The sequence below is a fragment of the Aeromicrobium wangtongii genome (assembly GCF_024584515.1).
Taxonomy (GTDB): Bacteria; Actinomycetota; Actinomycetes; order Propionibacteriales; family Nocardioidaceae; genus Aeromicrobium; species Aeromicrobium wangtongii.
Genome location: NZ_CP102173.1, coordinates 805,507 through 829,868, shown reverse-complemented (window position 1 = coordinate 829,868; position 24,362 = coordinate 805,507). Strand labels below are relative to the sequence as shown.

At 70.7% G+C, this 24,362-nt stretch carries 26 protein-coding genes and 1 riboswitch; of the genes, 17 read left to right on the top strand and 9 right to left on the bottom strand.

The genetic code is table 11. The features are described 5' to 3' along the window. Positions 1-8: 8 nt before the first annotated feature. The gene (locus NQV15_RS04175; RefSeq protein WP_232398350.1) at positions 9-542 is read right to left on the bottom strand and encodes a GNAT family N-acetyltransferase; all 534 of its coding nucleotides are present in this window, start codon (positions 540-542) and stop codon (positions 9-11) included. A gap of 32 nt (positions 543-574) precedes the next feature. On the opposite strand from NQV15_RS04175, the gene NQV15_RS04170 reads away from it, so the two are divergent. From NQV15_RS04170 to NQV15_RS04160, 3 genes are all read left to right on the top strand, one after another. Next, entirely contained in the window at positions 575-901 is a 327-nt protein-coding gene (locus NQV15_RS04170; RefSeq protein WP_232398349.1) for an antibiotic biosynthesis monooxygenase family protein, read from the top strand. 132 nt (positions 902-1,033) lie between these two features. After that, positions 1,034-2,116 carry a DNA recombination protein RmuC gene (locus NQV15_RS04165; RefSeq protein ID WP_232398348.1) on the top strand — a complete coding sequence of 361 codons (1,083 nt, stop codon included), beginning with the start codon at positions 1,034-1,036 and terminating at the stop codon, positions 2,114-2,116. Beyond that, entirely contained in the window at positions 2,113-2,535 is a 423-nt protein-coding gene (locus NQV15_RS04160; protein ID WP_232398347.1) for a DUF6542 domain-containing protein, read from the top strand. Before NQV15_RS04165 ends, NQV15_RS04160 begins: the two co-directional genes overlap by 4 nt. 16 nt (positions 2,536-2,551) lie before the next feature. Here NQV15_RS04160 and NQV15_RS04155 read toward each other — a convergent pair whose 3' ends face one another. Beyond that, entirely contained in the window at positions 2,552-4,438 is a 1,887-nt protein-coding gene (locus NQV15_RS04155; RefSeq protein WP_232398346.1) for a Na+/H+ antiporter, read from the bottom strand. A gap of 90 nt (positions 4,439-4,528) precedes the next feature. Here NQV15_RS04155 and ggt point away from each other — a divergent pair, with 90 nt between their 5' ends. Next, a complete protein-coding gene (gene ggt, locus NQV15_RS04150) occupies positions 4,529-6,364 on the top strand; it encodes a gamma-glutamyltransferase (RefSeq protein ID WP_232398345.1) in 1,836 nt (611 codons plus the stop codon). 72 nt (positions 6,365-6,436) lie between these two features. On the opposite strand, the gene NQV15_RS04145 is transcribed toward ggt, so the two are convergent. Then, positions 6,437-7,432 carry a 4-hydroxy-3-methylbut-2-enyl diphosphate reductase gene (locus NQV15_RS04145; RefSeq protein ID WP_232398344.1) on the bottom strand — a complete coding sequence of 332 codons (996 nt, stop codon included), beginning with the start codon at positions 7,430-7,432 and terminating at the stop codon, positions 6,437-6,439. Positions 7,433-7,597: 165 nt separating this feature from the next. Then, a riboswitch (cyclic di-AMP (ydaO/yuaA leader) is annotated at positions 7,598-7,776 on the top strand. Between the two features lie 3 nt (positions 7,777-7,779). Between NQV15_RS04145 and NQV15_RS04140 the strand changes: the two genes are divergently transcribed. The 3 genes from NQV15_RS04140 to NQV15_RS04130 are packed head-to-tail and all read left to right on the top strand — an operon-like array spanning position 7,780 to position 9,838. Beyond that, positions 7,780-8,322, top strand: coding sequence for a C40 family peptidase (locus NQV15_RS04140; protein WP_232398343.1), 543 nt, complete (start codon positions 7,780-7,782; stop codon positions 8,320-8,322). A 27-nt stretch (positions 8,323-8,349) separates the two neighbouring features. Beyond that, positions 8,350-9,603: an exodeoxyribonuclease VII large subunit gene (gene xseA, locus NQV15_RS04135; RefSeq protein ID WP_232398342.1), complete on the top strand. Its 1,254-nt coding sequence runs from the start codon at positions 8,350-8,352 to the stop codon at positions 9,601-9,603. Beyond that, positions 9,596-9,838, top strand: a complete 243-nt coding sequence (locus NQV15_RS04130; RefSeq protein WP_232398341.1) for an exodeoxyribonuclease VII small subunit — start codon at positions 9,596-9,598, stop codon at positions 9,836-9,838. Before xseA ends, NQV15_RS04130 begins: the two co-directional genes overlap by 8 nt. Here NQV15_RS04130 and NQV15_RS04125 read toward each other — a convergent pair. After that, the gene (locus NQV15_RS04125; RefSeq protein WP_232398340.1) at positions 9,811-10,335 is read right to left on the bottom strand and encodes a DUF4245 domain-containing protein; all 525 of its coding nucleotides are present in this window, start codon (positions 10,333-10,335) and stop codon (positions 9,811-9,813) included. The genes NQV15_RS04130 and NQV15_RS04125 overlap by 28 nt on opposite strands. Positions 10,336-10,465: 130 nt before the next feature. Between NQV15_RS04125 and glpX the strand changes: the two genes are divergently transcribed. Genes glpX through NQV15_RS04075 form a run of 10 tightly spaced genes read left to right on the top strand, consistent with a single transcriptional unit; the run spans position 10,466 to position 18,836 of the window. Beyond that, a complete protein-coding gene (gene glpX / locus NQV15_RS04120) occupies positions 10,466-11,473 on the top strand; it encodes a class II fructose-bisphosphatase (RefSeq protein WP_232398339.1) in 1,008 nt (335 codons plus the stop codon). 1 nt (position 11,474) lies between these two features. After that, complete coding sequence (locus NQV15_RS04115) at positions 11,475-12,398, top strand: alpha/beta fold hydrolase (RefSeq protein ID WP_232398338.1); 924 nt, start codon at positions 11,475-11,477, stop codon at positions 12,396-12,398. Then, on the top strand, positions 12,395-13,030 hold the full coding sequence (locus NQV15_RS04110) for an FMN-binding negative transcriptional regulator (protein WP_232398337.1): 636 nt from the start codon (positions 12,395-12,397) through the stop codon (positions 13,028-13,030). Before NQV15_RS04115 ends, NQV15_RS04110 begins: the two co-directional genes overlap by 4 nt. Before the next feature lie 42 nt (positions 13,031-13,072). Further along, the gene (locus NQV15_RS04105) at positions 13,073-13,471 is read left to right on the top strand and encodes a TOBE domain-containing protein (protein WP_232398336.1); all 399 of its coding nucleotides are present in this window, start codon (positions 13,073-13,075) and stop codon (positions 13,469-13,471) included. After that, entirely contained in the window at positions 13,468-14,241 is a 774-nt protein-coding gene (modA, locus tag NQV15_RS04100) for a molybdate ABC transporter substrate-binding protein (RefSeq protein ID WP_404801318.1), read from the top strand. The genes NQV15_RS04105 and modA overlap by 4 nt, the downstream gene beginning before the upstream one ends. Positions 14,242-14,247: 6 nt before the next feature. After that, complete coding sequence (locus NQV15_RS04095; RefSeq protein WP_232398334.1) at positions 14,248-15,039, top strand: ABC transporter permease; 792 nt, start codon at positions 14,248-14,250, stop codon at positions 15,037-15,039. Continuing rightward, positions 15,036-16,082, top strand: coding sequence for a sulfate/molybdate ABC transporter ATP-binding protein (locus tag NQV15_RS04090; RefSeq protein WP_232398333.1), 1,047 nt, complete (start codon positions 15,036-15,038; stop codon positions 16,080-16,082). Before NQV15_RS04095 ends, NQV15_RS04090 begins: the two co-directional genes overlap by 4 nt. A gap of 22 nt (positions 16,083-16,104) precedes the next feature. Further along, a complete protein-coding gene (locus tag NQV15_RS04085) occupies positions 16,105-16,722 on the top strand; it encodes a spermine/spermidine synthase domain-containing protein (RefSeq protein ID WP_232398332.1) in 618 nt (205 codons plus the stop codon). A gap of 32 nt (positions 16,723-16,754) precedes the next feature. Next, entirely contained in the window at positions 16,755-17,396 is a 642-nt protein-coding gene (locus tag NQV15_RS04080; protein WP_232398331.1) for a maleylpyruvate isomerase N-terminal domain-containing protein, read from the top strand. A gap of 54 nt (positions 17,397-17,450) precedes the next feature. Continuing rightward, entirely contained in the window at positions 17,451-18,836 is a 1,386-nt protein-coding gene (locus NQV15_RS04075) for a class II fumarate hydratase (protein WP_232398330.1), read from the top strand. Between the two features lie 99 nt (positions 18,837-18,935). Here NQV15_RS04075 and NQV15_RS04070 read toward each other — a convergent pair whose 3' ends face one another. Genes NQV15_RS04070 through NQV15_RS04050 form a run of 5 tightly spaced genes read right to left on the bottom strand, consistent with a single transcriptional unit; the run spans position 18,936 to position 24,343 of the window. Next, positions 18,936-20,261: a DUF2079 domain-containing protein gene (locus tag NQV15_RS04070; protein ID WP_232398321.1), complete on the bottom strand. Its 1,326-nt coding sequence runs from the start codon at positions 20,259-20,261 to the stop codon at positions 18,936-18,938. Beyond that, positions 20,258-21,421: an ABC transporter ATP-binding protein gene (locus tag NQV15_RS04065; protein WP_232398320.1), complete on the bottom strand. Its 1,164-nt coding sequence runs from the start codon at positions 21,419-21,421 to the stop codon at positions 20,258-20,260. The genes NQV15_RS04070 and NQV15_RS04065 overlap by 4 nt, the downstream gene beginning before the upstream one ends. Next, positions 21,418-22,383, bottom strand: a complete 966-nt coding sequence (locus NQV15_RS04060; protein ID WP_232398319.1) for a carbohydrate ABC transporter permease — start codon at positions 22,381-22,383, stop codon at positions 21,418-21,420. Before NQV15_RS04060 ends, NQV15_RS04065 begins: the two co-directional genes overlap by 4 nt. 8 nt (positions 22,384-22,391) lie before the next feature. Next, positions 22,392-23,213 carry a carbohydrate ABC transporter permease gene (locus NQV15_RS04055; protein ID WP_232398318.1) on the bottom strand — a complete coding sequence of 274 codons (822 nt, stop codon included), beginning with the start codon at positions 23,211-23,213 and terminating at the stop codon, positions 22,392-22,394. Then, on the bottom strand, positions 23,210-24,343 hold the full coding sequence (locus NQV15_RS04050; protein ID WP_232398317.1) for an extracellular solute-binding protein: 1,134 nt from the start codon (positions 24,341-24,343) through the stop codon (positions 23,210-23,212). Before NQV15_RS04050 ends, NQV15_RS04055 begins: the two co-directional genes overlap by 4 nt. Positions 24,344-24,362: the final 19 nt, after the last annotated feature.

Here is a 24,362-nt window from a genome sequence, read left to right as displayed (position 1 = left end):
TGGCAGCGTCAATCACAGCGGCGGTGGTCGAGGCTGAACGCCCGCAGCTCCCGGTCGTACCAGTCTGACGTCAGGCCCAGATCGGTCATGCCGAGGCGATGGCAGACCGCCTGCGAGCGGATGTTGTCCGGATTCGTCACCGCCACCAGGCGAGGCATCCCGGCGTCGAAGCCGCGCTGCACCAGCGCCGTCGCCGCCTCGGTCGCGTACCCGTGCCCCCAGGCGTCCGGGTGCAGGTGCCAGCCGATCTCGTGGTCCTCGCGGTCGTTGCCCGCGCTCGACGGGATGCGCACCAGCAACGTCATCCCGACGAAGGCGCCGGTGCCGCGCCGGACGGTCGCGAACAGGCCTGCGGCGGGATGGCCACCGGCACGCTCGGGCATCCGCTCGATGCGTGCGATCGCCTCCGAGACGTCCGTCATCGGCTGTCCTGTACCGCTCCAGCGCGCGACCTCGGGCAGTGAGAACAGCTCGAACAGTGCGGGTGCGTCGTCCTGCGTAAACGGACGCAGGACGAGCCGTTCGGTCTCGATGACGTCCATCCCCCGTTCCTATCAGGTGCGAGACTCGATGCATGACTGTCATCAAGATCAATGCCATCACCGTTCCCGAGGGATCGGGCGACGAGCTCGCCCACCGCTTCGCCGCCCGCGCCGGCGCCGTCGACGGCGCCCCGGGCTTCGAGGGCTTCGAGCTGCTCAAGCCCACCGACGACCGCACGCAGTGGCTCGTCCTGACCCGGTGGGCCAGTGAGGACGACTTCCAGGCCTGGACGAGCTCGCCGTCCTTCGCCGAGGGCCATCGCACGGCGGCCGAGCGGGCCGGGGGCGACGCACCCAAGCCCGTCTCGACCCACAGCGAGGTCTGGAGCTACGAGGTCGCCGGCGGCTCCAAGGGCTGACTTCCCGCGAGTGGTGCAAAGCCAGCCGCGAGTGGCGCAAATGCGCGCGACACGCCGTCTCGGAATCCCCAGAATCCACCACTCGCGGTTCGGGGGCGGGTTCTGTCGGTGCTGGTGGGCATTCTTCTGACCATGGATGCCTTCCCCCTCCTCCTCACCGCCCTTCTCGCGCTCGTCGCGGGGCTGTCGATCGGCTATCTCCTGGGCGGACGACGGGCGCCCGGCGCGTCCGCGCACGACCTGAGCCTGTCCACCGCGGCGACCGCGCAGGCCGTCGGACCGGTGAAGGAGAGCCTCGACCGGTTCGGCGAGCGGCTGCGCGAGCTCGAGTCGAGCCGCATCGAGTGGCACGCCCAGCTGCGCGAGCAGGTCGACGCGGTGCGGCTGACCAACGACTCGCTGCGCAAGGAGACTGCCTCGCTGGCCACCGCTCTGCGCCGCCCGCAGGTGCGCGGACGCTGGGGCGAGATGCACCTCAAGCGCACCGCCGAGCTGGCCGGGATGATCGACCACTGCGACTTCGAGCTGCAGGTCAGCGTCACGGACGGCGACTCCGTGCTGCGCCCCGACATGGTCGTGCGCCTGGCAGGTGACAAGCGGGTCGTCGTCGACTCCAAGGTCCCGCTCGACGCCTACCTGGACGCCGCGCAGGCCGACACCGAGGCCGAGGCCGCCGAGCACCTTCGCCGCCACGTCCGCCAGGTGCGCACCCACATCGACCAGCTCGCGGCCAAGTCGTACTGGTCGCAGTTCGACCAGGCGCCCGAGTTCGTGGTGCTGTTCGTGCCGGGCGAGTCGATCCTGTCGGCCGCCCTCGAGGTCGAGCCGACGCTGCTGGAGCACGCCTCGGCCAAGAAGGTCGTGCTGGCCACCCCGACCACATTGATCGCCCTGCTGCGCACCGTCGCCTACGCGTGGACGCAGGAGCAGCTGGCCGCCGACGCCCGCGAGATCCAGACCGTCGCCCGCGAGATGTACGAGCGCATCGGCACCGTGGCCGGCCACGTCGACCGGCTGGGCCGGTCGCTGGAGAGCACCGTCCGTTCGTACAACGAGGCGGTCGGGTCGATCGAGGCACGCTTCCTGGTCACCGCACGGCGTTTCAACGCGATGCACGTCTCCGACACGCCCGTCACCTCGCCGCGACTCGTCGAGACGACACCCCGCGCAATGACAGCGCCTGAGCTCGTGGATGAACTACGGTCATTGCCATGACGCAGGCGGCACCCCGCACGCCCGCTCGCACGGCCCGGCCCGAACCGAGTGCCCGTGGAGCGATCGTCTTCGCCTGCCTCGCGATGGCCGTCATCCTCGGGCTGGACCTGTGGGACGGCAGCCTCGACCTGCTCTACTCGGTGGGCTTTTGCCTGATCGTGGTCACGGCCCCGCTCAGCGTCGATGCGCGCGGCCTGTTCGCGACCGGCGTGCTGCCGCCGCTGCTGATGGTCCTCAGCCTGTTCGCGGTGTGCCTGTTCAACTCCTCCGCCATCCAGGTCAGCGGCATGGATCCGGGTGCCGGAACCGTCGCCCGCCTCATCGCCGCCACGATCGACCACGGGTGGACCCTGGCCATCGGTGAGGCACTGGCTCTGGCCGCCATCGGGCTGCGGGTGCTGGGCGACCCCGCCCGCTGACCCGCTCCACCGGCGATCAGCCGGTGACCTCGTCGACGAAGCACCAACGCCACGCCTCGCCCGGCTCGAAGCTGCGCATCACCGGGTGCCCGGTCTCGTGGAAGTGCGCCGTCGCGTGGCGCTGCGTCGAGGAGTCGCAGCACCCGACGTGCCCGCACTCCATGCACAGCCGCAGGTGCACCCAGTCCGTCCCGTCGCGCAGGCACTCCTCACAGCCGCTCGGCGTGCGGGGCTGCGGCACGGAGCAGGCCACTGCCAGGTGCTTGCACGCCCCGTCGGGATCGTAGGTCGGGCGCAGCTCGGTCTCGCGGTCGGCGGTGGTCTCGCCCTCGGACTGGCGGTCGAGGATCGACTCCTCGACGTCGAGGGCGTTCATGACACCGACGAGCACCGACTGGTCGACGGTGCCGATGCTGCGCAGGCGCAGCAGCTCGGCGCGCTCCCGCGCGAGCATCGCCGCCCGTAGCCGCGAGTACTGGGCGCTGGGCGTCTCGACGCCGCCCAGACGCTCCCACACGGCATTGGTGCGATCGGTCGCGCGTTCCCTCAGCCGGTGCATGACGGCATCGGAGACCGACCCCTCGGGCTGCTCGTCCAGGAAGGCCATGCCGGCATCGGTGACGGCCTGGAAGACCGTGGCCTCCTGCAGGTGGTCCTCGTGGCGATCAGGGAGGGGCACATTGAGCTTCCGCACCAGCATCGGCAGCGAGAGACCCTGGAGCAGCAGGGTGCCCACCGTCACGACGAAGGCCATCAGCACGAGCACCTCGCGCTCGGGAGTCGACGCGGGCAGCAGGAACACCGCCGCAAGGGTCACGACGCCACGCATGCCCGTCCAGGCGACCATGAAGGTCGCCCGGGGGGAGGGCCTGGGTTCGGCCTCGGCGATCCGCGGGATGAGCCGCGGCAGGTAGGTCGCTGGGAACACCCAGATGAACCGCAGGACGATGACGGCCACGAGCACCGCGACGCACGAGATGGTGATGCGGGTCGCGCTGAGATCGCTGTCGCCGATCGCGTCGACGATGGACCGGATCTGCAGCCCGATCAGCAGGAACACCGAGTTCTCCAGGACGTACGAGATCGTCGCCCAGTTGGTGCGCTCGAACAGCCGGGAGCCGCCCGACTGGATCAGCGGTGACTTGTGCCCCAGGATGACGCCCGCCACCACGACCGCGAGCACGCCGGACGGCTGGGAGTCCAGTCCCGGGACGTGGATCTCCTCGGCCGGCAGGTACGCCACCCAGGGCGTCAGCAGGGAGACGGCGACATCGGTCTGGTTGTCCTCGATCCGGCGGCGAAGCTTGCCGACCACGAACGCCACCGCCAGGCCGATGAGGACGCCTCCCACGGCAGAGACGACGAATCCCGCACCGATCTGCCAGACGCTGACCGTGCCCGCGATCGCCGCGATCGACGTCCGCAACGTGACGATCGCCGTCGCGTCGTTGACCAAGCTCTCGCCCTCCAGGATCGTCACGACGCGTCGGGGCAGACCCACGCGTCGGGCGATCGCCGTCGCGGCGACCGCGTCGGGTGGCGCCACGACCGCCCCCAGCGCGAACCCGACCGCCAGCGACACGTCCAGCAGCGCCGAGACCAGGAAGCCCACCACGACCGTCGTGAACAGCACCAGCCCGATACTCAACAGGGCGATGGGGCGCAGATTGGCGCGGAAGTCGATCAACGAGGTCCGGATCGCCGCGGCGTACAGCAGCGGTGGCAGCAGGCCGACCAGCACGATCTCCGGCGTCAGCTCGAAGTCCGGCACGAAGCTCAGGTACGACCCGATGATCCCCACCACGATCAGCACCAGCGGTGGAGACATCGAGAACTTGTCCGCGATCGCGCTGACCGCCACCACGATGGCCAGCAGGGTCACGAATGTCAGAGCGGTCTCCACCGACCCATTGTCTCAGCCCGCAGCGGTAGCCACGAGGGCTGAGCGGTCGTACGCTCGGCAGACGTCACCATCGTCTTCCGGGGGGAAGCCATGATCGAGCCCGTCGTCCACATCCGCTCACCGCGCCGCCGCGCCCGGCGTCTGGTGGCTGTCACCAGCGCGACCGCCGTGGCCGCCGCCGTCCTGGTCGCAGCGCCGCCCAGCGCGTCGGCGGCGGGCAGCAGCAAGTCGACCGCCCGGGGCACCGGTGGCGCGGTCGCGTCGGTCGACGCCAACGTCAGCAAGATCGGCCGGGACGTGCTCAAGCGCGGCGGCAACGCAGCGGACGCCGCGGTCGCGATGGCTTCGGCCCTCGGTGTCGCCGAGCCCTACAGCGCCGGCATCGGTGGCGGTGGGTACTTCGTGTACTTCGACGCCAAGACCAAGAAGGTCAGCACGATCGACGGTCGGGAGACCGCCCCGGCGGGCATCGGCCGCAACGCCTTCATCGACCCGGCGACCGGCAAGCCCTATCCGTTCACCCCGCAGCTCGTCTCGTCCGGTGTGGCGGTCGGCGTCCCGGGAACGGTGGCCACGTGGGACACCGCGCTGAAGCGCTTCGGCACCCGCTCGCTGAAGCAGTCGCTGGCCCCCTCGATCAAGCTGGCCAAGCAGGGATTCAAGGTCGACAAGACGTTCCGCAACCAGACGCTCGACAATGCGGACCGCTTCAGGGCCTTCCCGGACACCGCCAAGCTGTTCCTGCCCGGCGGGGACGCCCCGCGCGTCGGCACCCGGTTCCGCAATCCTGACCTGGCCCGCACCCTGACGTCGATCGCGGACCGAGGACCGAATGCGTTCTACCGCGGCGCCCTGGCCAAGGAGATCGCCTCCGTCGTGCAGTCGCCGCGCAAGGACCCGGCCTCGGCCCTGCCCGCGCCGGCCGGCTCGATGACGGCCAAGGACCTGGCGCGGTACCGCGTCCGCAACCAGAAGCCCACCAAGATCCGCTATCGCGGCCTGGACGTCTACGGCATGGCGCCGTCGTCCTCAGGCGGCATCTCGGTCGGCGAGGCGCTCAACATCCTGGAGACGTACAAGCTCGGCAGCGGCAAGCGTCTCGGCCGCAGCCTGCACCTGTACCTGGAGGCCTCGGCCCGCGCCTTCGCCGACCGGGCCAAGTACGTGGGCGACGCCAAGTACGTCAAGGTGCCGACCGACCGGCTGCTGAGCCAGAAGTTCGCGAACTCGCGCCGGTGCACGATCGACGCCCGGGCCGCATCGACGCGGCCCGTGCCCGCGGGCACGCTGAACGGCCGCACCTGCGGCACCGTCGCCCACCAGGAGAAGGCGGACACCGAGAACGTGTCCACGACGCACCTGTCGGTCGTCGACAAGTGGGGCAACGCCGCGGCGTACACCCTGACGATCGAGCAGACCGGCGGCTCGGGGATGACGGTCCCGCGCCGTGGCTTCCTGCTCAACAACGAGCTGACCGACTTCACGGCCGTCTACGATCCCGCCGATCCCAACCGGATCATCCCGGGAAAGCGTCCGCGCTCGTCGATGGCGCCGACAATCGTGCTCGAGGACGGCAAGGTCAAGTACGTCGTGGGCTCCCCCGGCGGCGCCACGATCATCACGACGGTGCTGCAGATCCTGATGAACCGGATCGACCTGGGCATGTCCTTGCCGCAGGCCGTGGCGGCGCCCCGTGCCTCGCAGCGCAACACCGCCGTGACGCCGGCCGAGCCGGCGTTCATCGCGAAGTACCAGAAGCTGCTGGCGCCGTTCGGCCAGCAGCTCACCCCGTCGGGCGACAAGCTCACATCCGCCGCTGAGATCGGCGCGGCGGCCACGATCGAGGTCGGCAAGAACGGCCGGCTCACGGCCGTGGCCGAGCCGAAGCGGCGCGGCGGAGGCAGCGCGCGGGTCGTCAGGGACTGAAGATGAGGGTTTGCGGCAGCCAGGGCTACCGCAAACCCTCATCCTCGGTCCGGCTCGTCCGGCGGGGGCCGATCAGCTGAACGGGATGCCGGCGGCCTTCATGTCGCGGCGCAGCTCGGGCGGCAGCGCGAAGATGAGGCTCTCGTCGGCGGTGCGGACGGCATCGGCGTCGGGGTGCCCGTGGGCGCTGAGGTAGGCCAGCACGTCCTGCACCAGGTTGTCCGGCACCGAGGCGCCCGAGCTGACGCCCACGCGCTCGACGCCCTCCAGCCAGGCCTCGTCGAACTCGGAGACGTCGTCGATGCGGTAGGACGCCTTGGCGCCGGCCTCGAGTGCGACCTCGACGAGGCGCACCGAGTTCGAGGAGTTCGCCGAACCGACCACGATCACCAGATCGGCGTCCTTGGCGATCTCCTTGACCGCCACCTGGCGGTTCTGCGTGGCGTAGCAGATGTCGTCGCTGGGCGGATCCTCCAGCTGCGGGAACTTCTCGCGCAGCCGGCGCACCGTCTCCATCGTCTCGTCGACGCTCAGCGTCGTCTGCGACAGCCACGACAGGCGCGTTCCCTCGGGGAACTCCAGGTCATCGACGTCGTCGGGGGTCTGGACCAGCGTGATGTGGTCGGGGGCCTCGCCGGCGGTGCCCTCGACCTCCTCGTGCCCCTCGTGGCCGATCAGCAGGATCCGGTAGCCATCGCTCGCGAACCGACGGGCCTCGTGGTGCACCTTGGTGACCAGCGGGCAGGTGGCGTCGATGGTCTTGAGCTGACGCTCGGCCGCCTCGGAATGGACCATGGGCGAGACACCGTGCGCCGAGAAGACGACCGTGGCTCCCTCGGGCACCTCGTCGAGCTCCTCGACGAAGATCGCGCCGCGGGCGGCCAGGTTGTTGACCACGTGCTTGTTGTGCACGATCTGCTTGCGCACGTAGACCGGCGCGCCGTACAGATCCAGCGCCTTCTCGACGGTGATGACGGCTCGATCGACGCCTGCGCAGTAACCGCGCGGGTCCGCGAGCAGCACGCTGCCGCCGACGCTGGGCATGCCGAGAGTGACCTGTGAAGACATGGCTCCCATCCTAGGCGATGCGCCATGACGCCCTGTCCCGATCATTCCTGAGAGGCTGTCCCCTGCCATTCCAAGGGTTCCGGGCGATTCTTATCACACCATCCCGACGAGCGATGGCGGGGGCAGCGTTGTAACGTGGGCCGACGTTGGCTCCCCCCGGGCCACCCTGCGTACGCGCCGAGGCCCGTCACGTCCGCAGTTCATCGATTCACCAGCGACGGGCATGGAAGACCCAGCACGGCGGCTCCCCCGCGGAGCCTTGGGGTTAATCGGTCCCGACCGACAGGCAACCTTCGCGCCTGAACCCGACAGGTCATCTTTCACAGGCGTGCACGAAGGAACCTCTTATGCGCATGCGTTCACGCGCCCTCGCGAGCCTTTTCCTGGGCGTCGCCATCGTCCTGACCGGCCTGTCCGGTCCCGCACTCGCCGGCACCAACACCAACACCGCCACCGTCAAGGTCAAGTACAAGCACGACAGCCGCGCGCACGCGGTCCTCAAGCACGCCAAGAAGCTCAAGGGCAAGGCCTACCGCTACGGCGGCGCCGGCCCGCGCTCGTTCGACTGCTCCGGCTACGTCCAGTACGTCTACAAGAAGGCCGGCAAGAAGATCGGCCGCACCTCCGGTGCCCAGCTGTCCGCCGGCAAGAGCGTGCCCAAGAGCAAGAAGAAGCCCGGCGACATCATGATCTTCATGCGCGGCAAGACGGCGTACCACTCGGCGATCTACGCCGGCGGCGGCAAGATGTGGGAGGCGCAGCGCACGGGCGTCCCCGTGGGCAAGCACAGCATCTGGTCCAGCGGCTACGTGGTTCGCCGGCCCGCCGGCAACGTCGCCACGAAGATCTCGACCGCGACCGCCAAGATGGCGACGGCCACCGCCCGCTGAGGCGTCACGACGTCCTAGTGTGGGCGCATGGCCCTCGACACCAGCGCGGACACTCCTGCCCCGCTGCGCCAGATCTCCCAGCTGCTGGACGGATACATCGGGCGTCTGGGGGCGGTCTGGGTCGAGGCCGAGATCGCCCAGCTCACCCGCCGTCAGGGCATCTGCTTCCTGACGTTGCGTGACCTGCGGGCCAAGATCTCGATCGAGGCCACCTGCCGTTCCGCGGTGCTCGACGCCTCGCCTGCGCCGGTCACGGAGGGCTCGCGGGTCGTCGTCCACGCCAAGGCGACGTTCTACGCGCCCCGGGGCAGCCTCGCCCTCGACCTGCGGGAGATCCGACCCCAGGGCGAGGGCGAGCTGCTCGCCCGGCTGGAGCGGCGCAAGCAGCTGCTGGCCGCCGAAGGCCTGTTCGACCCGCGCCTGAAGAGGACCCTGCCGCTGCTGCCCCGCGGCATCGGCCTGATCACCGGACGCGCCTCGGCCGCCGAGCACGACGTCCTGGAGAACGCCCGGCTGCGCTGGCCGGACGTCCACTTCGTGGTCCGTCACGCGCTCATGCAGGGCAACGACTCGGCCCGTGACGTCATGGCGGCGCTGGCCGAGCTGTCGGGCGACCCGTCGATCGACGTCATCGTGATCGCCCGCGGCGGCGGCTCGGTCGAGGATCTCCTGCCGTTCTCGGACGAGGCGCTGATCCGCGCCGTCCACGCCTGCCGGACGCCGGTCGTCAGCGCGATCGGGCACGAGCCCGACACCCCCCTGCTGGACTTGGTGGCGGACCTGCGGGCCTCGACCCCCACCGATGCCGCCAAGCGCATCGTCCCCGATGTCCGCGAGGAGCTCGCCGGGGTCGCGATGATGCGCGAGCGCGCATCGGTCGCGATCCGTACCCGCATCGAGCGCGAGGTGCGTGGCCTGGCCGATCTCCGCTCACGTCCTGTCCTGGCCCAGCCGGGTGTGCTCGTCGACGCCGAGCAGAACGTCGTGCGCGACTGGCGCGACCGGGCCCGGCGCTCGTTGGGGCACCGCCTCGATCGCGCCGGCGACGAGATCGTCCACCACCTGGCACGCGTCCGTGCGCTGTCACCGCTGGCCACGCTCGAGCGCGGCTACAGCGTCGCGCAGCTGGGCGACGGCACCGTCGTGACGTCCGTCCGGCAGGTGCCGGCCGATGGCGAGCTCACGATCCGGGTCGCGGACGGCACGATCACCACGCTGGTCAAGAGCACGCAGAACGATCCGACCACCACGACCCCCACCGAGGACGGCGACCATGGCTGAGACCACCCCTGACGGCTCCGGGACCCCCGACGTCCCCTACGAGCAGGCCCGCGACGAGCTCATTGCCGTCGTGTCCCGCCTGGAGCAGGGCGGGACGAGCCTGGAGGAGTCACTGGCCCTGTGGGAGCGCGGCGAGCAGCTGGCCGCGATCTGCCAGCAGTGGCTCGACGGCGCCCGGGCCCGGCTGGCCAAGGCCACCGGGAACGATCAGGACGTCGACAGCGACGCGATGTAGCGCTCGAGCACCGCGCGGGACGCCGTGGTGTTGACCAGCGTCGTCAGCCCGTCCTCGGAACGGACGTACGTCCAGCGGCCCTTGGGTCCGCTGCGCACGGTCCACGTCTGGCCGGCGACCTCCGCCGTGCCGGCGGGCTTGCTGCCGTCGGCGAACTTGTCGACCGAGCGATCGACACTGGCCCGCAGCTGCTCGAGCCCGACGTAGTCGCCGCTGCCGGTCAGCACGCCCAGGTGCCAGCCATTGGTCTGGAAGCGGGCGGACGTCGCGCGCCATCCCTTCGGCAGCTCGCTGGGAGCCGCGAGCGGGAAGGTCGCCGCCGGTCGGGCCTGGGCGACGACCGAGGCGTAGTCGACGGTCTCGGCCTCGACCTTGTCGTCGTTGGTGAACAGCTGCCCGACGCCGTACAGACCCAGCAGGATCACGGCAATGACCACCATCGATCGGACGATGTCGCCGAACGCGGGATTCCCGCGCGACGAAGTGGTCGAGCTCATGAACGTCTACCTCCACAGCAGCGACGTCCCAGCGACGTCGGCGCTGCCACTTTACGCGGCGGACCCACGTCGACGCCGTGCTGCCTCCATGGCCGGCAGCCCCTGAGCGCGCGCCCGCTACGATGAGCCTGTGGACAGCCTCAAGCCCGCCGCCCAGGCGCCAGACCGCAATCTCGCCCTCGACCTGGTCCGTGTGACCGAGGCAGGAGCCATGGCCGCCGGCCGTTGGGTCGGCCGCGGTGACAAGAACGGCGCCGACGGGGTCGCGGTCAACGCGATGCGCTCCCTGATCAACACCGTGCAGATGAGCGGTGTCGTCGTGATCGGCGAGGGGGAGAAGGACGAAGCCCCCATGCTGTTCAACGGCGAGGAGGTCGGCGACGGCACCGGCCCGGCCTGCGACGTGGCGGTCGACCCGATCGACGGCACCACCCTGACCGCCAAGAGCCTGCCCAATGCCGTGTCGGTCATGGCCGTGGCGCCGCGCGGCTCGATGTACGACCCGTCCGCCGTGTTCTACATGGAGAAGCTCATCGCCGGCCCCGAGGCGGCCGATGTCGTCGACATCCGCCTGCCCGTCGCCGAGAACATCGCCCTGGTCGCCAAGGCCAAGGGCATCTCCAACAGCGATGTCACGGTGTGCGTCCTGGACCGCCCCCGCCACCAGGGCCTGGTCGACGAGATCCGCGCCGCCGGCGCCCGCATCAAGTTCATCATCGACGGCGACGTCGCCGGTGGCATCACGGCCGCGCGTCCCGACACGGGCGTCGACCTGCTCGTCGGCATCGGCGGCACCCCCGAGGGCATCATCACCGCGTGCGCCATCAAGGCCATCGGTGGCACGATCCAGGGCAAGCTGTGGCCCATCGACGACGACGAGCGCCAGCGCGCCCTCGACGCCGGCCACGACCTGGACCGGGTGCTGCACACCAACGACCTGGTCACCGCCGACGACTGCTTCTTCGTCGCGACCGGCATCACCGACGGTGAGCTCATGAACGGCGTCCGCTACGGCGCCGGCAAGGCATACACCGAGTCGCTGGTGATGCGCTCGCGCAGCGGCACGATCCGCAAGATCACCAGCGAGCACCAGCTCGGCAAGCTGCAGGCGTACTCCGCGATCGACTACGAGCACTGACATGAGCCGGTCCGGAGAGCTGTTCGCATCCCTGCCCTCCGGAATCGACCTGTGCTACGAGACCTTCGGCGACCCGGACGATCCGGCGATCCTGCTGATCATGGGGCTCGGCGGCCCGATGGGCTGGTGGACCCCGGAGTTCTGCGAGCAGCTGGCCGGACGCGGCTTCTTCGTGATCCGCTACGACAACCGCGACACCGGACGCTCGACCAAGCTGCGGCAGCACCCGGTCAGCCGGGTCGACGTCGTGCGCGCGTTCACCGGTCTCCCGGTGCTGGGACGGGTCACTCCGCCCTACACGCTGAGCGACCTGGCCGGCGACGCGCTGGGCCTGCTCGACCACCTGGGCATCGAGCGCGCCCATCTGGTCGGCATCTCGATGGGCGGCATGATCGCCCAGACGATCGCGATCGAGCATCCCTCGCGGGCCCTGTCGCTGACCTCGATCATGTCCACGACGGGGCGCCGCACCGTCGGCTTCCAGCACCCCAAGGTCTACCCGGTGATGCTGTCGCCGGCCGGGCGCACCCGTGAGTCATATGTCGAGCGGTCCCTGAAGGGCTCTAAGGTCATCGGCTCCCCCGCCTTCCCGACCGACGAGGAGTCGGCGCGCGCCCGCGCCTTCGAGACGTACGACCGTGGCTGGACCGCCAGTGGTGTCACCCGGCAGATGCTGGCGATCCTGACGCAGCCGGACCGCACCGAGGCCCTGCGCCGGCTCGAGCTGCCGGCGCTGGTGATCCACGGCCTGAGCGACGTGCTCGTGCACCGCTCGGGCGGCAAGGCCACGGCCGACGCGATCCCGGGCGCGGAGCACCTCGAGATCGCCGGCATGGCGCACGACCTGCCGGTGCAGCTGTACTCGACCGTCATCGACGCCATCGTCCGGACGACCGAGCGGGTCCACGGCGGTGCGACGCGATGAGGCCCAACCCGCAGTACGCGACCACGGACGAGCAGGTGGCCCGTCAGCTCATCGCCGAGAACCCGTGGGCGATGCTGATCAGCCATCACGACGGCCAGCTGGTCGCGTCGCGCTACCCCGTCCTGCTGGACGAGGCGGCCGACGGGCTGACGCTGGTGACCCACGTCGGACGACCCGACGAGAAGCTGCACGGCCTCGGTGAGCACGAGGTGCTCGTGGTGTTCGAAGGAGCCCACGGCTATGTGTCACCGAGCTGGTACGCCCCCGGCTCGAGCCGCATCCCGACGTGGAACTTCAGCGCGCTGCACTGCTGGGGGACGCCGCGGATCCTGGACGCGGACGAGAACCTGGACGTCCTCACCCGGCTCACGGCCCACTTCGAGCAGCACGTCGACGAGCCGATGTGGCTGGACCGCGAGTCCAGCGCGCCGGTGGCCCGCGGCACGGTCGGCCTGCGCATCCCGGTCGACCGGTTCGAGTGCAAGATCAAGATGAGCCAGGACAAGGACCCGGTGTCGGTGCAGAACGTCATCGACCACCTCCGTGCACCCGGGCCGTACCAGCAGCCCCGGCTGGCCGATGACATGGAGCGCGCCCGCGCAGCCGGGATCGGCGGCCCGGCTGCGGAGTGACATCGCCCCGACCTCCGCAGATGATGCTCTAGAGTGCCATTCATGGCGCATGTGCGGATCTCGGACGCGGCCCGCTTCCTCGGGGTCAGCGATGACACCGTCCGCCGCTGGATCAGCGGCGGAGCGCTGACGTCGGTCACCGACGCGTCGGGGCGGATGGCCATCGAGGGCCGCGAGCTCGCCGAGTTCGCCAAGGCACGGTCGGTCGCCGAGCCGTCCGGCAGCCAGAGCTCCGCCCGCAACCGGTTCGTGGGACTGGTGACCGCGGTCAAGGCCGACACGGTCATGGCGCAGGTCGAGATGCAGTGCGGCCCTTTCCGCGTCGTGTCGCTGATGAGCAGCGAGGCCGTCGACGAGCTCGGGCTCGAGCCGGGGTCCGTCGCCGTGGCCGTCATCAAGTCGACCAACGTCATCATCGAGTCGCTGGAGACGTTCGGATGAAGGGCTTGGCAGCTGCTCTGGTGGCGGTCGTGCTGACCACGACGCTCGCCGCCTGCTCCAACGACGGCATCAAGGACGTCGACGGTTCGCCTGCGCCCGAGACGCTGACGGTGTTCGCCGCCGCGTCGCTGAAGGGCTCGTTCACCCGGATCGGCGCAGCGTTCGAGAAGCAGAACCCCGAGGTCACGGTGCGCTTCAGCTTCGCCGGCTCCTCCGACCTGCTGGCCCAGCTGCAACAGGGCGCACCGGCCGACGTCTTCGCGTCCGCCGACGAGGCCACGATGGACACCGCGCGAGTAGCGGGCGTCCTGGACGGTGACGCGCGCGACTTCGCGAGCAACACCTTGGAGATCGCCACGCCGCCGGACAACCCGGCCGGGATCCGGACGCTGGCCGATCTGGCCTCCCCCGACGTCAAGGTCGTCGTCTGCGCGCCCACGGTGCCGTGCGGTGCCGCGACCGAGGCCGTCGAGAAGGAGTCCGGCGTCGACATCGAGCCGGTCAGCGAGGAGCAGTCGGTCACCGACGTCCTCGGCAAGATCCTGTCCGGCGAGGCCGATGCGGGCCTGGTCTACGTCACCGACGTGAAGGCCGCCGGCAAGAAGGTCCAGGGGGTCCCGTTCGGCGAGTCGTCCGAGGTCGTCAACACCTATCCGATCGCGACCGTCCGGCGCAGCGACCATGCTGGAACGGCCGAGGCGTTCACCGACTTCGTCACCGGGCCCGAGGGACAGGCGATCCTCGCCGCCGCCGGGTTCGGCGCACCCTAGGCGCCCATGTCGTCCCCGCAGCACTCCGGCGTGCCCCGGTGGGTGTTCGTGCCCGCCGCTGCCGGCGCCCTGTTCATCGTGCTGCCGCTCGTCGCGCTGGCCTCTCGGGTCGAGTGGAGCCAGTTCTGGTCGCTCATCACCTCCGAGTCGTCGCGGGCAGCCCTCCTGCTGAGCCTGCGGACCTCCGCGACGGCCACGCTGCTGTGCATCGTGCTCGGCGTGCCGATGGCCCTGGTCCTGGCCAGGACCTCGTTCAGGGGGCAGTCGCTGCTGCGCTCGCTCGTCCTGCTGCCGCTGGTGCTGCCACCGGTGGTCGGCGGCATCGCGCTGCTGTACACCTTCGGTCGGCAGGGGCTGCTGGGCCACACGATCGAGGTGCTGGGCCTGCAGATCGCGTTCTCGACCACCGCGGTCGTGATCGCGCAGACCTTCGTGTCGCTGCCGTTCCTGGTCGTCAGCCTCGAGGGCAGCCTGCGGACGGCCGGCGATCGGTACGAGATCGTCGCCGCGACGCTGGGCGCGCGTCCCACGACCGTCCTGCGCCGCGTCACCCTGCCGCTGGTGCTGCCCGGGCTGGCCGCGGGCGCCGTGCTGTCGTTCGCCCGCGCCCTGGGCGAGTTCGGCGCGACGATCACCTTCGCCGGCAGCCTGGAGGGCGTGACCCGGACCCTTCCGCTGGAGATCTACCTGCAGCGCGAGTCCGATCCCGATGCCGCGGTGGCGCTGTCGCTGGTGCTGGTCGTCGTGGCGGTGCTGGTCATCGGGCTGGTCCGCGGCACCAGGAGCGATGCCCCGTGAGCCTGCACCTGACGGCGACGGTCGCGGCCCGGGGCCTGGACGTCTCGATCGACGTCCAGGGTGGGCACACGGTCGCGATCCTGGGACCCAACGGTTCCGGCAAGTCGACCCTGCTCGCCGTGATCGCGGGCATCCTGCGCCCCGACGCGGGCCGCGCGACGCTGGACGACGCAACGCTGTTCGACACCGCCTCGGGGACGTGGCTGCCGCCGCATGCGCGCGGCACCGGGCTGCTCGCCCAGGACCCGCTGCTGTTCCCGCACCTGAGCGCGTTGGACAACGTCGCCTTTGCGCCGCGCAGCACCGGAGCGTCCCGGGCACGCAGCCGCGAGCTCGCCCGCACCTGGTTGGAGCGGGTCGACGCCACCGAGCTGGCCGGCCGCAAGCCGTCCGCGCTGTCGGGCGGTCAGGCCCAGCGGGTCGCGATCGCCCGGGCACTCGCCGCCGAGCCCCGCCTGCTGCTGCTCGACGAGCCGATGGCGGCACTGGACATCACGGTCGTCCCGGCGATGCGGCAGGTGCTGCGACGGGTGCTGGCCGGCCGCAGCGCGGTCATCGTGACCCACGACGTGCTGGACGCACTGCTGCTGGCCGATCACGTCATCGTGATGGAGTCCGGTCGCATCGTCGAGCAGGGCCCGACCAAGGACGTGCTGGCCCGCCCCCGCAGCACCTTCGGCGCCGGGATCGCCGGTCTCAACCTGGCCCGCGGGCTGGTCGAGGGCGGCGCCGTCCGCACGCCCAGCGGGCTGCTGGTGGCCGGCTTGCACGACGAGTCGACGGTCACCGAGGGCGCTGCGGCCGTCGCGGTGTTCTCCCCCGGCGCGGTCAGCGTCCACCGCGAGCGGCCCACCGGCAGCCCGCGCAACGTCTTCGCGGCCGTCGTGCGCGAGCTGGAGCCGCACGGCTCGCAGGTGCGGGTGCAGACCGACCAGATCAGCGCGGACGTGACCGCGCCGGTCGTCGCCGAGCTCGACCTGCTGCCCGGTGCCGAGGTTTTCCTCGCCGTCAAGGCCAGCGAGGTGGCCATCTATCCCGCCTGACCGCCTGCCTAGGCTGTGAGCCATGGACCAGGTGACCCTCCGGCGCCGCGAGGACGGCGCGATCGAGCTGCGCGTCAACGGCGTGTTCGTGATGGACGACGTGGAGACGTCCTCGGAACGGCTGTTGGCCCGGCACGTCCTCGACGGGGGCGCGAGGCGCGTCCTGGTCGGCGGACTGGGCCTCGGCTTCACGACCCGCGAGCTGCTGGCCGATGCAGATGTCGAGCACGTCGTGGTGGCCGAGCTGCACCACGAGATCGTCGACCGGATGCGCGACGGCACGATCCCGGGAGCCGATCTGCTGGGCGACCCACGGCTCGAGGTCGTCGTCGACGACGTCCGCGCCGTCGTCGCCGCGCAACCGGTGCACAGCCTGGATGCCATCGTGCTGGACGTCGACAACGGACCGGACTTCCTGGTCCACGACAAGAACGCAGCGGTCTACGGGCCCGGCTTCGTCGCGACGTGCGCCGAGCGGCTGCGGCCGGACGGACAGCTGTGCGTGTGGTCGATGGCCGACTCCGAGCAGCTGCGCCGGGTGATGGCCGAGCACCTCCTGGACGTCGACGCCGTGGCCGTCCCGGTGGTGCTCCAGGGCAGGCGCGAGCACTACTGGATCCTCACCGGCCGTCGGGGGTGACGACGTCGGGCCCGGCGACTAGCGTCCGGGGCATGGAGCCTCTGGACCGTGACGAGTTCGTTGCCGCCTGCCGGATCGCCCACGAGCTGGCGAGCAGGCAGGAGGTGACCGCTACATGGCACCTCGAGAGCGCGTGCGCAGGCATGACGGTCGGGGGTCTCACGCATCACCTGCTGGCACAGATCCGGCACGTCACCACCCTGCTGTCACGGCCCCCAGCCCACGAGGCACCCATCTCGTTGCTGGACCACTACGCCCGGGCCGCCTGGGTCAGCGCTGAGCCGCACGACGAGGCGAACACGTCGATCCGCGACGAAGGCAACACCGCCGCCCACACCGGCCCCGACACGGTGCTGTCCGAGATCGAGCCGCTGATCAGGCAGCTCCCCGCTGCGCTGGGTGCCACGCGCGACCCCGACACCGTGCTGATCCCGTGGCAGGGCTGGTCGCTGGGCACCGATGACTTCCTCGTGACCCGGGCGATGGAGCTGGTCGTCCACAGCGACGACCTCGCCGCCAGCATCGACGCCGAACCGGTGGTCTTCCCCGCCGTCGTGGCGGAGCACATCGTCCAGCTGCTCGCCGGGGTGGCGCTGCGGCGTCGCGGCCAGAGCGCGCTCGTGCGGGCACTCAGTCGGCCGCAGCGCGCCCCCGCGACCATCTCGGCGTTCTGACCCGAGCGGCGTCCTGCTTCCCCAAGCGCACCGCCGCAGCGATATCGTGCCGCCATGACCGAATATCGCATCGAGCACGACACCATGGGTGAAGTCCGCGTTCCCGTCGACGCCCTCTGGCGCGCCCAGACCCAGCGAGCAGTCGAGAACTTCCCGATCTCCGGCACCCCGATCGAGTCGGCCCAGATCCGCGCGCTCGCGCAGATCAAGGCCGCCTGCGCCACCGCCAACGCCGAGCTGGGCATCCTCGACCAGGACATAGCCGATGCGATCGTCGCCGCGGCCGACGAGGTCGCCACCGGTGCGTACGACGCACACTTCCCCATCGACGTCTTCCAGACCGGTTCGGGCACGTCGAGCAACATGAACACCAACGAGGTCATCGCGACCCTTGCCACCAAGTCGCTGGGCAAGGACGTCCACCCCAACGACCACGTGAACGCCTCGCAGTCGTCCAACGACGTCTTCCCGACGTCGATCCACGTCGCGGCGACGGCCTCCGCGACCAATGAGCTGATCCCCGCGCTCGACCACCTGGCCACGTCGCTGGAGGCCAAGGCGACCGAGTTCGCGTCCGTCGTGAAGTCCGGCCGCACCCACCTGATGGACGCCACCCCGGTCACCCTTGGCCAGGAGTTCGCGGGCTACGCCGCGCAGATCCGCCGCGGCATCGAGCGCGTCCAGTCGGCGCTGCCGCACACCGCAGAGGTGCCGCTGGGCGGCACCGCCGTCGGCACGGGCATCAACACGCCGATCGGCTTCCCGCAGCGTGTCATCGAGATCCTCGCCGCCAACACGGGCCTGCCGATCACCGAGGCCGTCGATCACTTCGAGGCGCAGAGCGCCCGTGACGGCCTCGTCGAGATGTCCGGCCAGCTGCGCACGATCGCGGTCAGCCTGACCAAGATCTGCAACGACCTGCGCTGGATGGGGTCGGGCCCCCGCACGGGTCTGGGCGAGATCGCCCTGCCCGACCTGCAGCCCGGCTCGAGCATCATGCCCGGCAAGGTCAACCCGGTCCTGCCCGAGGCGACGCTGATGGTCGCCGCCCAGGTCATCGGCAACGACGCCACGATCGCGACCGCCGGTGCGTCCGGCTCGTTCGAGCTCAACGTCATGCTCCCGGTCATCGGGCGCAACATCCTGGAGTCGATGCGCCTGCTCGGCAACGCCTCGCGCGTCCTGGCTGACCGCTGCATCGACGGCATCACCGCCAACGAGGAGCGCTGCCTCGAGCTGGCCGAGTCCTCACCGTCGGTCGTCACGCCCCTCAACCGGTACATCGGCTACGAGAACGCCGCCAAGGTCGCCAAGACCGCCGTCAAGGAGCAGAAGACGATCCGCCAGGTCGTCGTGGAGATGGGCTTCGTCGAGCGCGGCGAGGTCTCGGAGGCCGACCTCGACAAGGCCCTCGACGTCATGAGCATGACCCACCCCTGAGAAGTTCTCTCCGCCCCATCCGCTGACGCGTGGGTTGCGTACCGTGAGGCGTGGGTTGCGCACCGCGCAACCCACGCGTCAGCGTGCGCAACCCACGCGTCAGCGGCGCTGGGCCAGGACGTAGCCGTCGCGCTCGAAGATGACGTCGTAGGTGCCGCCGTGGGCCTTCTCGGCGTACGCCGCGACGTCCTTGGGTGAGCCGATGGGGGCCTGGACGTCGAACAGGACGTACTCGGGCTTCACGTCGCCACTGCCGACCGTCCCGACCCAGTAGGTCGTGTGGTCGGTGACCAGGTGGCTCAGCAGCCCGATGTCGCCCTCGACGCTGGCCCCCTTGGGGACCAGTGACAGCACGAGCCGGGCGCTGTCGGCCCGCGGCGGGTCCTCGTACGTCTCCGACTCGACCAGGACCGAGAGCGGCGAGTTGATCATCATGAACCCGCTCACGACGACGCCGACGACCGTCGCCCATCGCAGCCGCGGCCAGCGGACCATCGCGTCGATCATCGCGACGAAGACGACCGGCATCAGCACCAGCGAGTAGTGGTACTCCGTGCCCCAGTAGTACGGCACGTCGTTGATGAACCGGCCCGCGAGCGTGGGCAGGATCAGGAGCACCCAGGGCGAGGCCAGCGCCGCCAGCCCGGTGATTCCCACCGTCAGCAGGACCGTCGCCGCCTTGCGGTCGACCTGGTCGAACAAAGTCGTCAGCAGCCCCCGCTCGCCCAGCGTGGAGTGCGTGTACTCCCCCGAGCCGTTGAACGCCGGGATGACGACCAGGACGAGCAGCGCCGAGCCCAGCACTCCCACGAGCGCCAGCACGACACCGCGGCGGCGCTCGCCCGCCAGCCACAGCACCGCCCCGATGACGGCGACGGTCAGACCGAGGTCCTCCTTGACCAGCAGCAGTGGCAGGGACCACCACACGACCCGGTCGTAGCGCCGATCGACGTAGGCGGCGCCGGCCATCGCGAGCAGGGGCGCAGCGAACGCGACCTCGTGGAAGTTCACCTGCACGGCGGACTGGAGGCCGAAGGAGAACCCGTACAGGATCCCGATCACCAGGCCGAGGGGCGTCCCGAGCCGTCGCATCGCCAGCAGCGCGATGACGTAGATCGAGATCGCGATCAGCACCACCTGGGCGAGCAGGACGGTCTGCGCCGATGGGAACGCCCGGTAGAACGGCGCGATCAGCGCCGTCACGGGCGAGAAGTGGTCGCCGAAGATGTTGTAGCCGGGGCCCTTGACGTCCGCGACCGGCGTGCTCAGTCGCGAGTAGCTCTTGATGACCTGCTCGAAGATCGCGTTGTCGAAGGAGTTGATCGCGAAGCGATGGAAGCGGATCAGCGTCAGCGCGCCGTAGGCGACCGCGCACACGAGGGCCAGAGCCCCGGCGAGCGCGTGCTGGGCGCGACTGGCGGTCATGGCAGGGTCAGGTTCTCTCCGGTCTGGGGGTCGAACACCTGCACTCTGCCACGTGGGATGACGACACGGATCGACATCCCCGCGCGCAGCTCGCTGTCAGCGGGCAGCTGTGCGACGAGGAAGTTCTGGAACAGGCCGAACTCGAGCAGGTCCTCGACCTCGGTCAGCGACGCCTCGACCTCCGGGGCGATCTCGTAGCCGAGGTAGGCGAACTGGGAGCTGCCACGCCACTCGATGTCGTCGATGCGGGTCGTGAACTCGACCCGGTCGGTCACGGGTGTGGTGGCCGGGTGCGTGCCGTCGTGGCAGTGCTCCGGTCGGATGCCCGCCACGACGAGGCCCCGGTCCCCGATGCGCTCGACCAGTGCGTCGTCGAGCAGCATCGTGCCCAGCGGCATCACGAGCTGCTGGCCCTGGGGGGTCGCCGGGACCAGGTTCATCGGCGGGGCGCCCAGGTAGCCCGCGACGAACATGTCGGCCGGACGGTCGTACAGCTCGCGCGGCGTCCCGACCTGGTGGATGAACCCCTGGTGCATCACGGCGACCCGGTCGGCCGAGCTGAGTGCCTCCTCGACGCTGCTGGTCGTGAAGATCGACGTCCGTCCGGCCTCCTGCTGCCACTGGGTCGTGACCGATCGGACGTGGGTGCGCACCCGTTCCGGCTGGGCGGTGAACGGCGCGTCGAACAGGTACGCGTGCGCCTCACGGACGAGCGCGCGCCCCAGGGCGACCCGCTGGCGCTGCGGCTCGTCGAGCTCGGCGGGACGCAGGTCGAGCAGATCGGTCAGGGCCAGCAGGTCCGCCACCTCGTTGATGCGGTCCGACAGCTCGTCCTTGTCATATCCCTTGCGCAGGACCGACGAGAACGCCAGGTTGTCGAACACGTCCAGGTGCGGGTGCAGGGCGAAGTCCTGGAACACCATCGCGATGTCACGCCCGCGGGGGTCGACCGCGTTGACCACGATGTCGTCGATCAGCACGTCGCCGGACGTCTGCTCCTCCAGGCCGACGATCGTGCGCAGCAGACGGCTCTTGCCGGCCCCGTCCGGGCCGGTGATCGCGAGCGTCGTGCCGGACGGGACGACCAGGTTGATGTCGTCCAGCAACGGCCGGGCCCCGGGGCCGTCGGTCGTGATGTGACGCAGTTCGATCGAGGTCATCGGTAGGACCTTCCGAGGAGGTGGTTGATCCGGCGCGGGAGGACGAGCAGGACGGCAAGGGGCAGCAGGAGCCACAGCAGGCCCGCCGCGGCGATCGCGCCGGCCCCGTCGACGCGGCCCGCCGCGAGCAGCAGCGTCGCCGGCAGCGGCAGGCTCGGGCGGTCAGGGGCCAGCCCGGCGCCCAGCGCGAAGTCGTTGCAGGCGACCACGAAGACCACGAGCGCGGACGTCACGAGCCCCGGCCCGAGCTGCGGCACCGCGAACAGCCGCAGCAGCTGCCCGCGGGTGGCGCCGTCGGCGCGCACCGCGTCGAACAGCCCCCACGACGCATCGCGGAACACCGTGACGCACAGCCAGATCGCCAGCGGCACGGTGATGACCAGCGTGGGAACGACCAGGGCGAGCCGCGAGCCGTAGACGCCCAGGCCGATGAGCTGGTCGGCCCACGGACCGGCCAGTGCCAGCACCGGCATCAGCAGCGCCGCGACCACGAATCCGTAGACGTAGCGGCGTCCCGGCGCGGACAGGTGCACCAGGGCGTAGGCCGCCGACACCGCCAGCGGCATCGCGATCAGGGTCGCGAGCGCCGCCACCAGCAAGGACGTCCCGGCGGCGTCGCGCAGGACGTCCGACGAGATCGCGTCACCGAACGCCGCGAAGGTGACGTCCTGGGGCCACAGCGTCCGCGGGGTCACTTCTGCCGGCGTGGTGGCCACCCGGAACGTCCACAGCAGCGGGACGAGCGTGAACACCATGAACAGCTCCCCGCCCAGCACGGCCCAGAAGGAGATGCGGCGAGGCGTGTCGGCGAACAGGACGCCGAGCGCACCGGTCAGCATGAGGGCCACCGCCACGACGACCCACAGCCATCGGTCGGGTGTCGCGATCATCAGGACGCCGTAGTTGCCGATCGCGAAGCCGAGGGCGAACGAGGCCGCCGCGGCCAACAGACGTGAGCGCACCGAAGGAGTCACAGGACCCTCCTGACCCGCAGGACCGGCACGAGGAAGGCCGCCAGCAGAGCGGCCATCAGCAGCAGGAGGATCGACATCGTCGCTCCCAGGCCCAGCTCGAAGGAGCTGAACGTGGTGTCCCAGACCAGGAACGGTGCCGTCCGCACCGTGGCGCCGGGCTCGTCGACCACGAGCGGCCCCTCGAGCATCCGGAGGGCGTCGAGGGCGCGGTACGTCGTGGCCACCGCGAGCGCCGGGCCCATCGCCGGCAGGACGACACGGGTGAAGCGCTGGCGGGCCGTGGCCCCGTCGGCGATGGCGGACGCCATGAGGGTGCGCGGCACCCGCAGCAGCCCGGCCAGCAGGATCACGGCCGTGATGCCGGTGCCGCGCCACACCTCGCCGGCCACGACACCCACGAGGGACCCGAGCTGGCCGACGTCGTCGAGGCCGAACCAGTCCGCGACGAACCCGGTCGTGACGGCGTCCCGCCACACGACGGCCGACACGACCGCGAGCAGGCCGAACGGCAGCAGCACCAGCACCCGGGTCACGGGCCACACGGCGGTCAGGCGCTGCAGCGCGGCCGCGAAGGCCAGCCCGAGCACGAGCTGGACGAGCACGACCGCCACCACGATGACCAGGGTCGCCGCCACGGCCAGCCACCAGGTGCGGCTCGAGAGGACGTCGACGTAGTTGTCCAGGCCGACGAAGCCGCGGTCGTCCGCTCCGGTCAGCGGGCGGCTCGTCAACGAGAGCCACACCGCCCGGCCGATCGGCCACGCCGTCACCAGCAGCAGCACGAGCACGGCCGGCATCAGCCAGCGCCAGGCCTTCATCGCAGCTCTCCCCTGATCGCGGCCACGACCTCGGCCTGCGAGGCAACGGGCGTCTCGTCCTGGTTGACGTCGCGCCGCCAGGTCTCGTCGATCGCATCGATCACCTGCGCCCAGTACGGCGTCGCCGGAGCCGTGACGCCGGTCGTGACCGAGGCGAGGGCGGCGTCCCTGCCGCGGAACCCGGCCGTGACGCCCGGATCGTCGAAGGTCGCCAAGCGGCTCGCGCTGTGCTGCGATCCCGTCGCGAGCTGCTGCAGGGCCGTCGGCGAGGTCAGGCAGGCGATGGCGGCGAAGGCCTGTTCGGGGTGCTTCGCGTGCGTCGGGACGGCGAGCGCCACACCGGCCAGCGGCGCGACCACGGCGTCGCCGACGACCGGGTAGGTCGTGGCCCGCATGTCGGACTGGACGGCGGCCAGCGCCGGATCGGCGATCGCCGACGTGGAGGCCAGCAGGAACCCACCGGACGAACCGGCAAAACGGGTGAGGGCATCGGCCGAGGGCCCCGGCCCGACGCCGGCCTGGTGGTAGAGCTCGACGATGGATGCGGCGGCCCGTCCGGCCTCGGAGTCGAGGCCCGCCGTCGCCGACCGTCCCTGACCCGTCAGCAGGCTGCCGCCGGCGCCGGCCACCAGCGCATTGACCCACTCCGCCAGACCGCTGTCGTCGCGGTCCTCGATCTCGACCGTCACGCCGATGCGCTGGGCCCCCGCGATCAGGTCGTCCCAGCTGATCGGCTTGGACGGGTCGAGCCCGGCCCGCTCGGCGGTGTTGCCGCGGAACCAGAGCACCTGCGGATCGAGGAACCACGGCACGGCGACGAGCCGGTGGTCGAGGGTCGCTGCGGCAAGGGCAGCCGGCACGATGCCCTCGCTCGCTGCCTGGGCCTGGGCGGGTGGGACGGGCGTGAGGAATCCCGCTGAGGCGAACTCTGTGGTGAAGGCGGTGTCGAGGCTCAGCACGTCCATCGACGAGTCCTCGGCCAGCAGCCGCCGAGCCAGCAGCGCGTGCCGATCCGTGACATCGGCGGGCAGCTGCTCCACCCGGATCGTGAACGCCCCGGCCGCCTCGTCGGTGCAGGCGGCCGCCAGCAGGTCGGCGTCGAGCCGGTCCGGACCCACGAACCAGGTCACGGTGGGGGCCGCGCGGTCG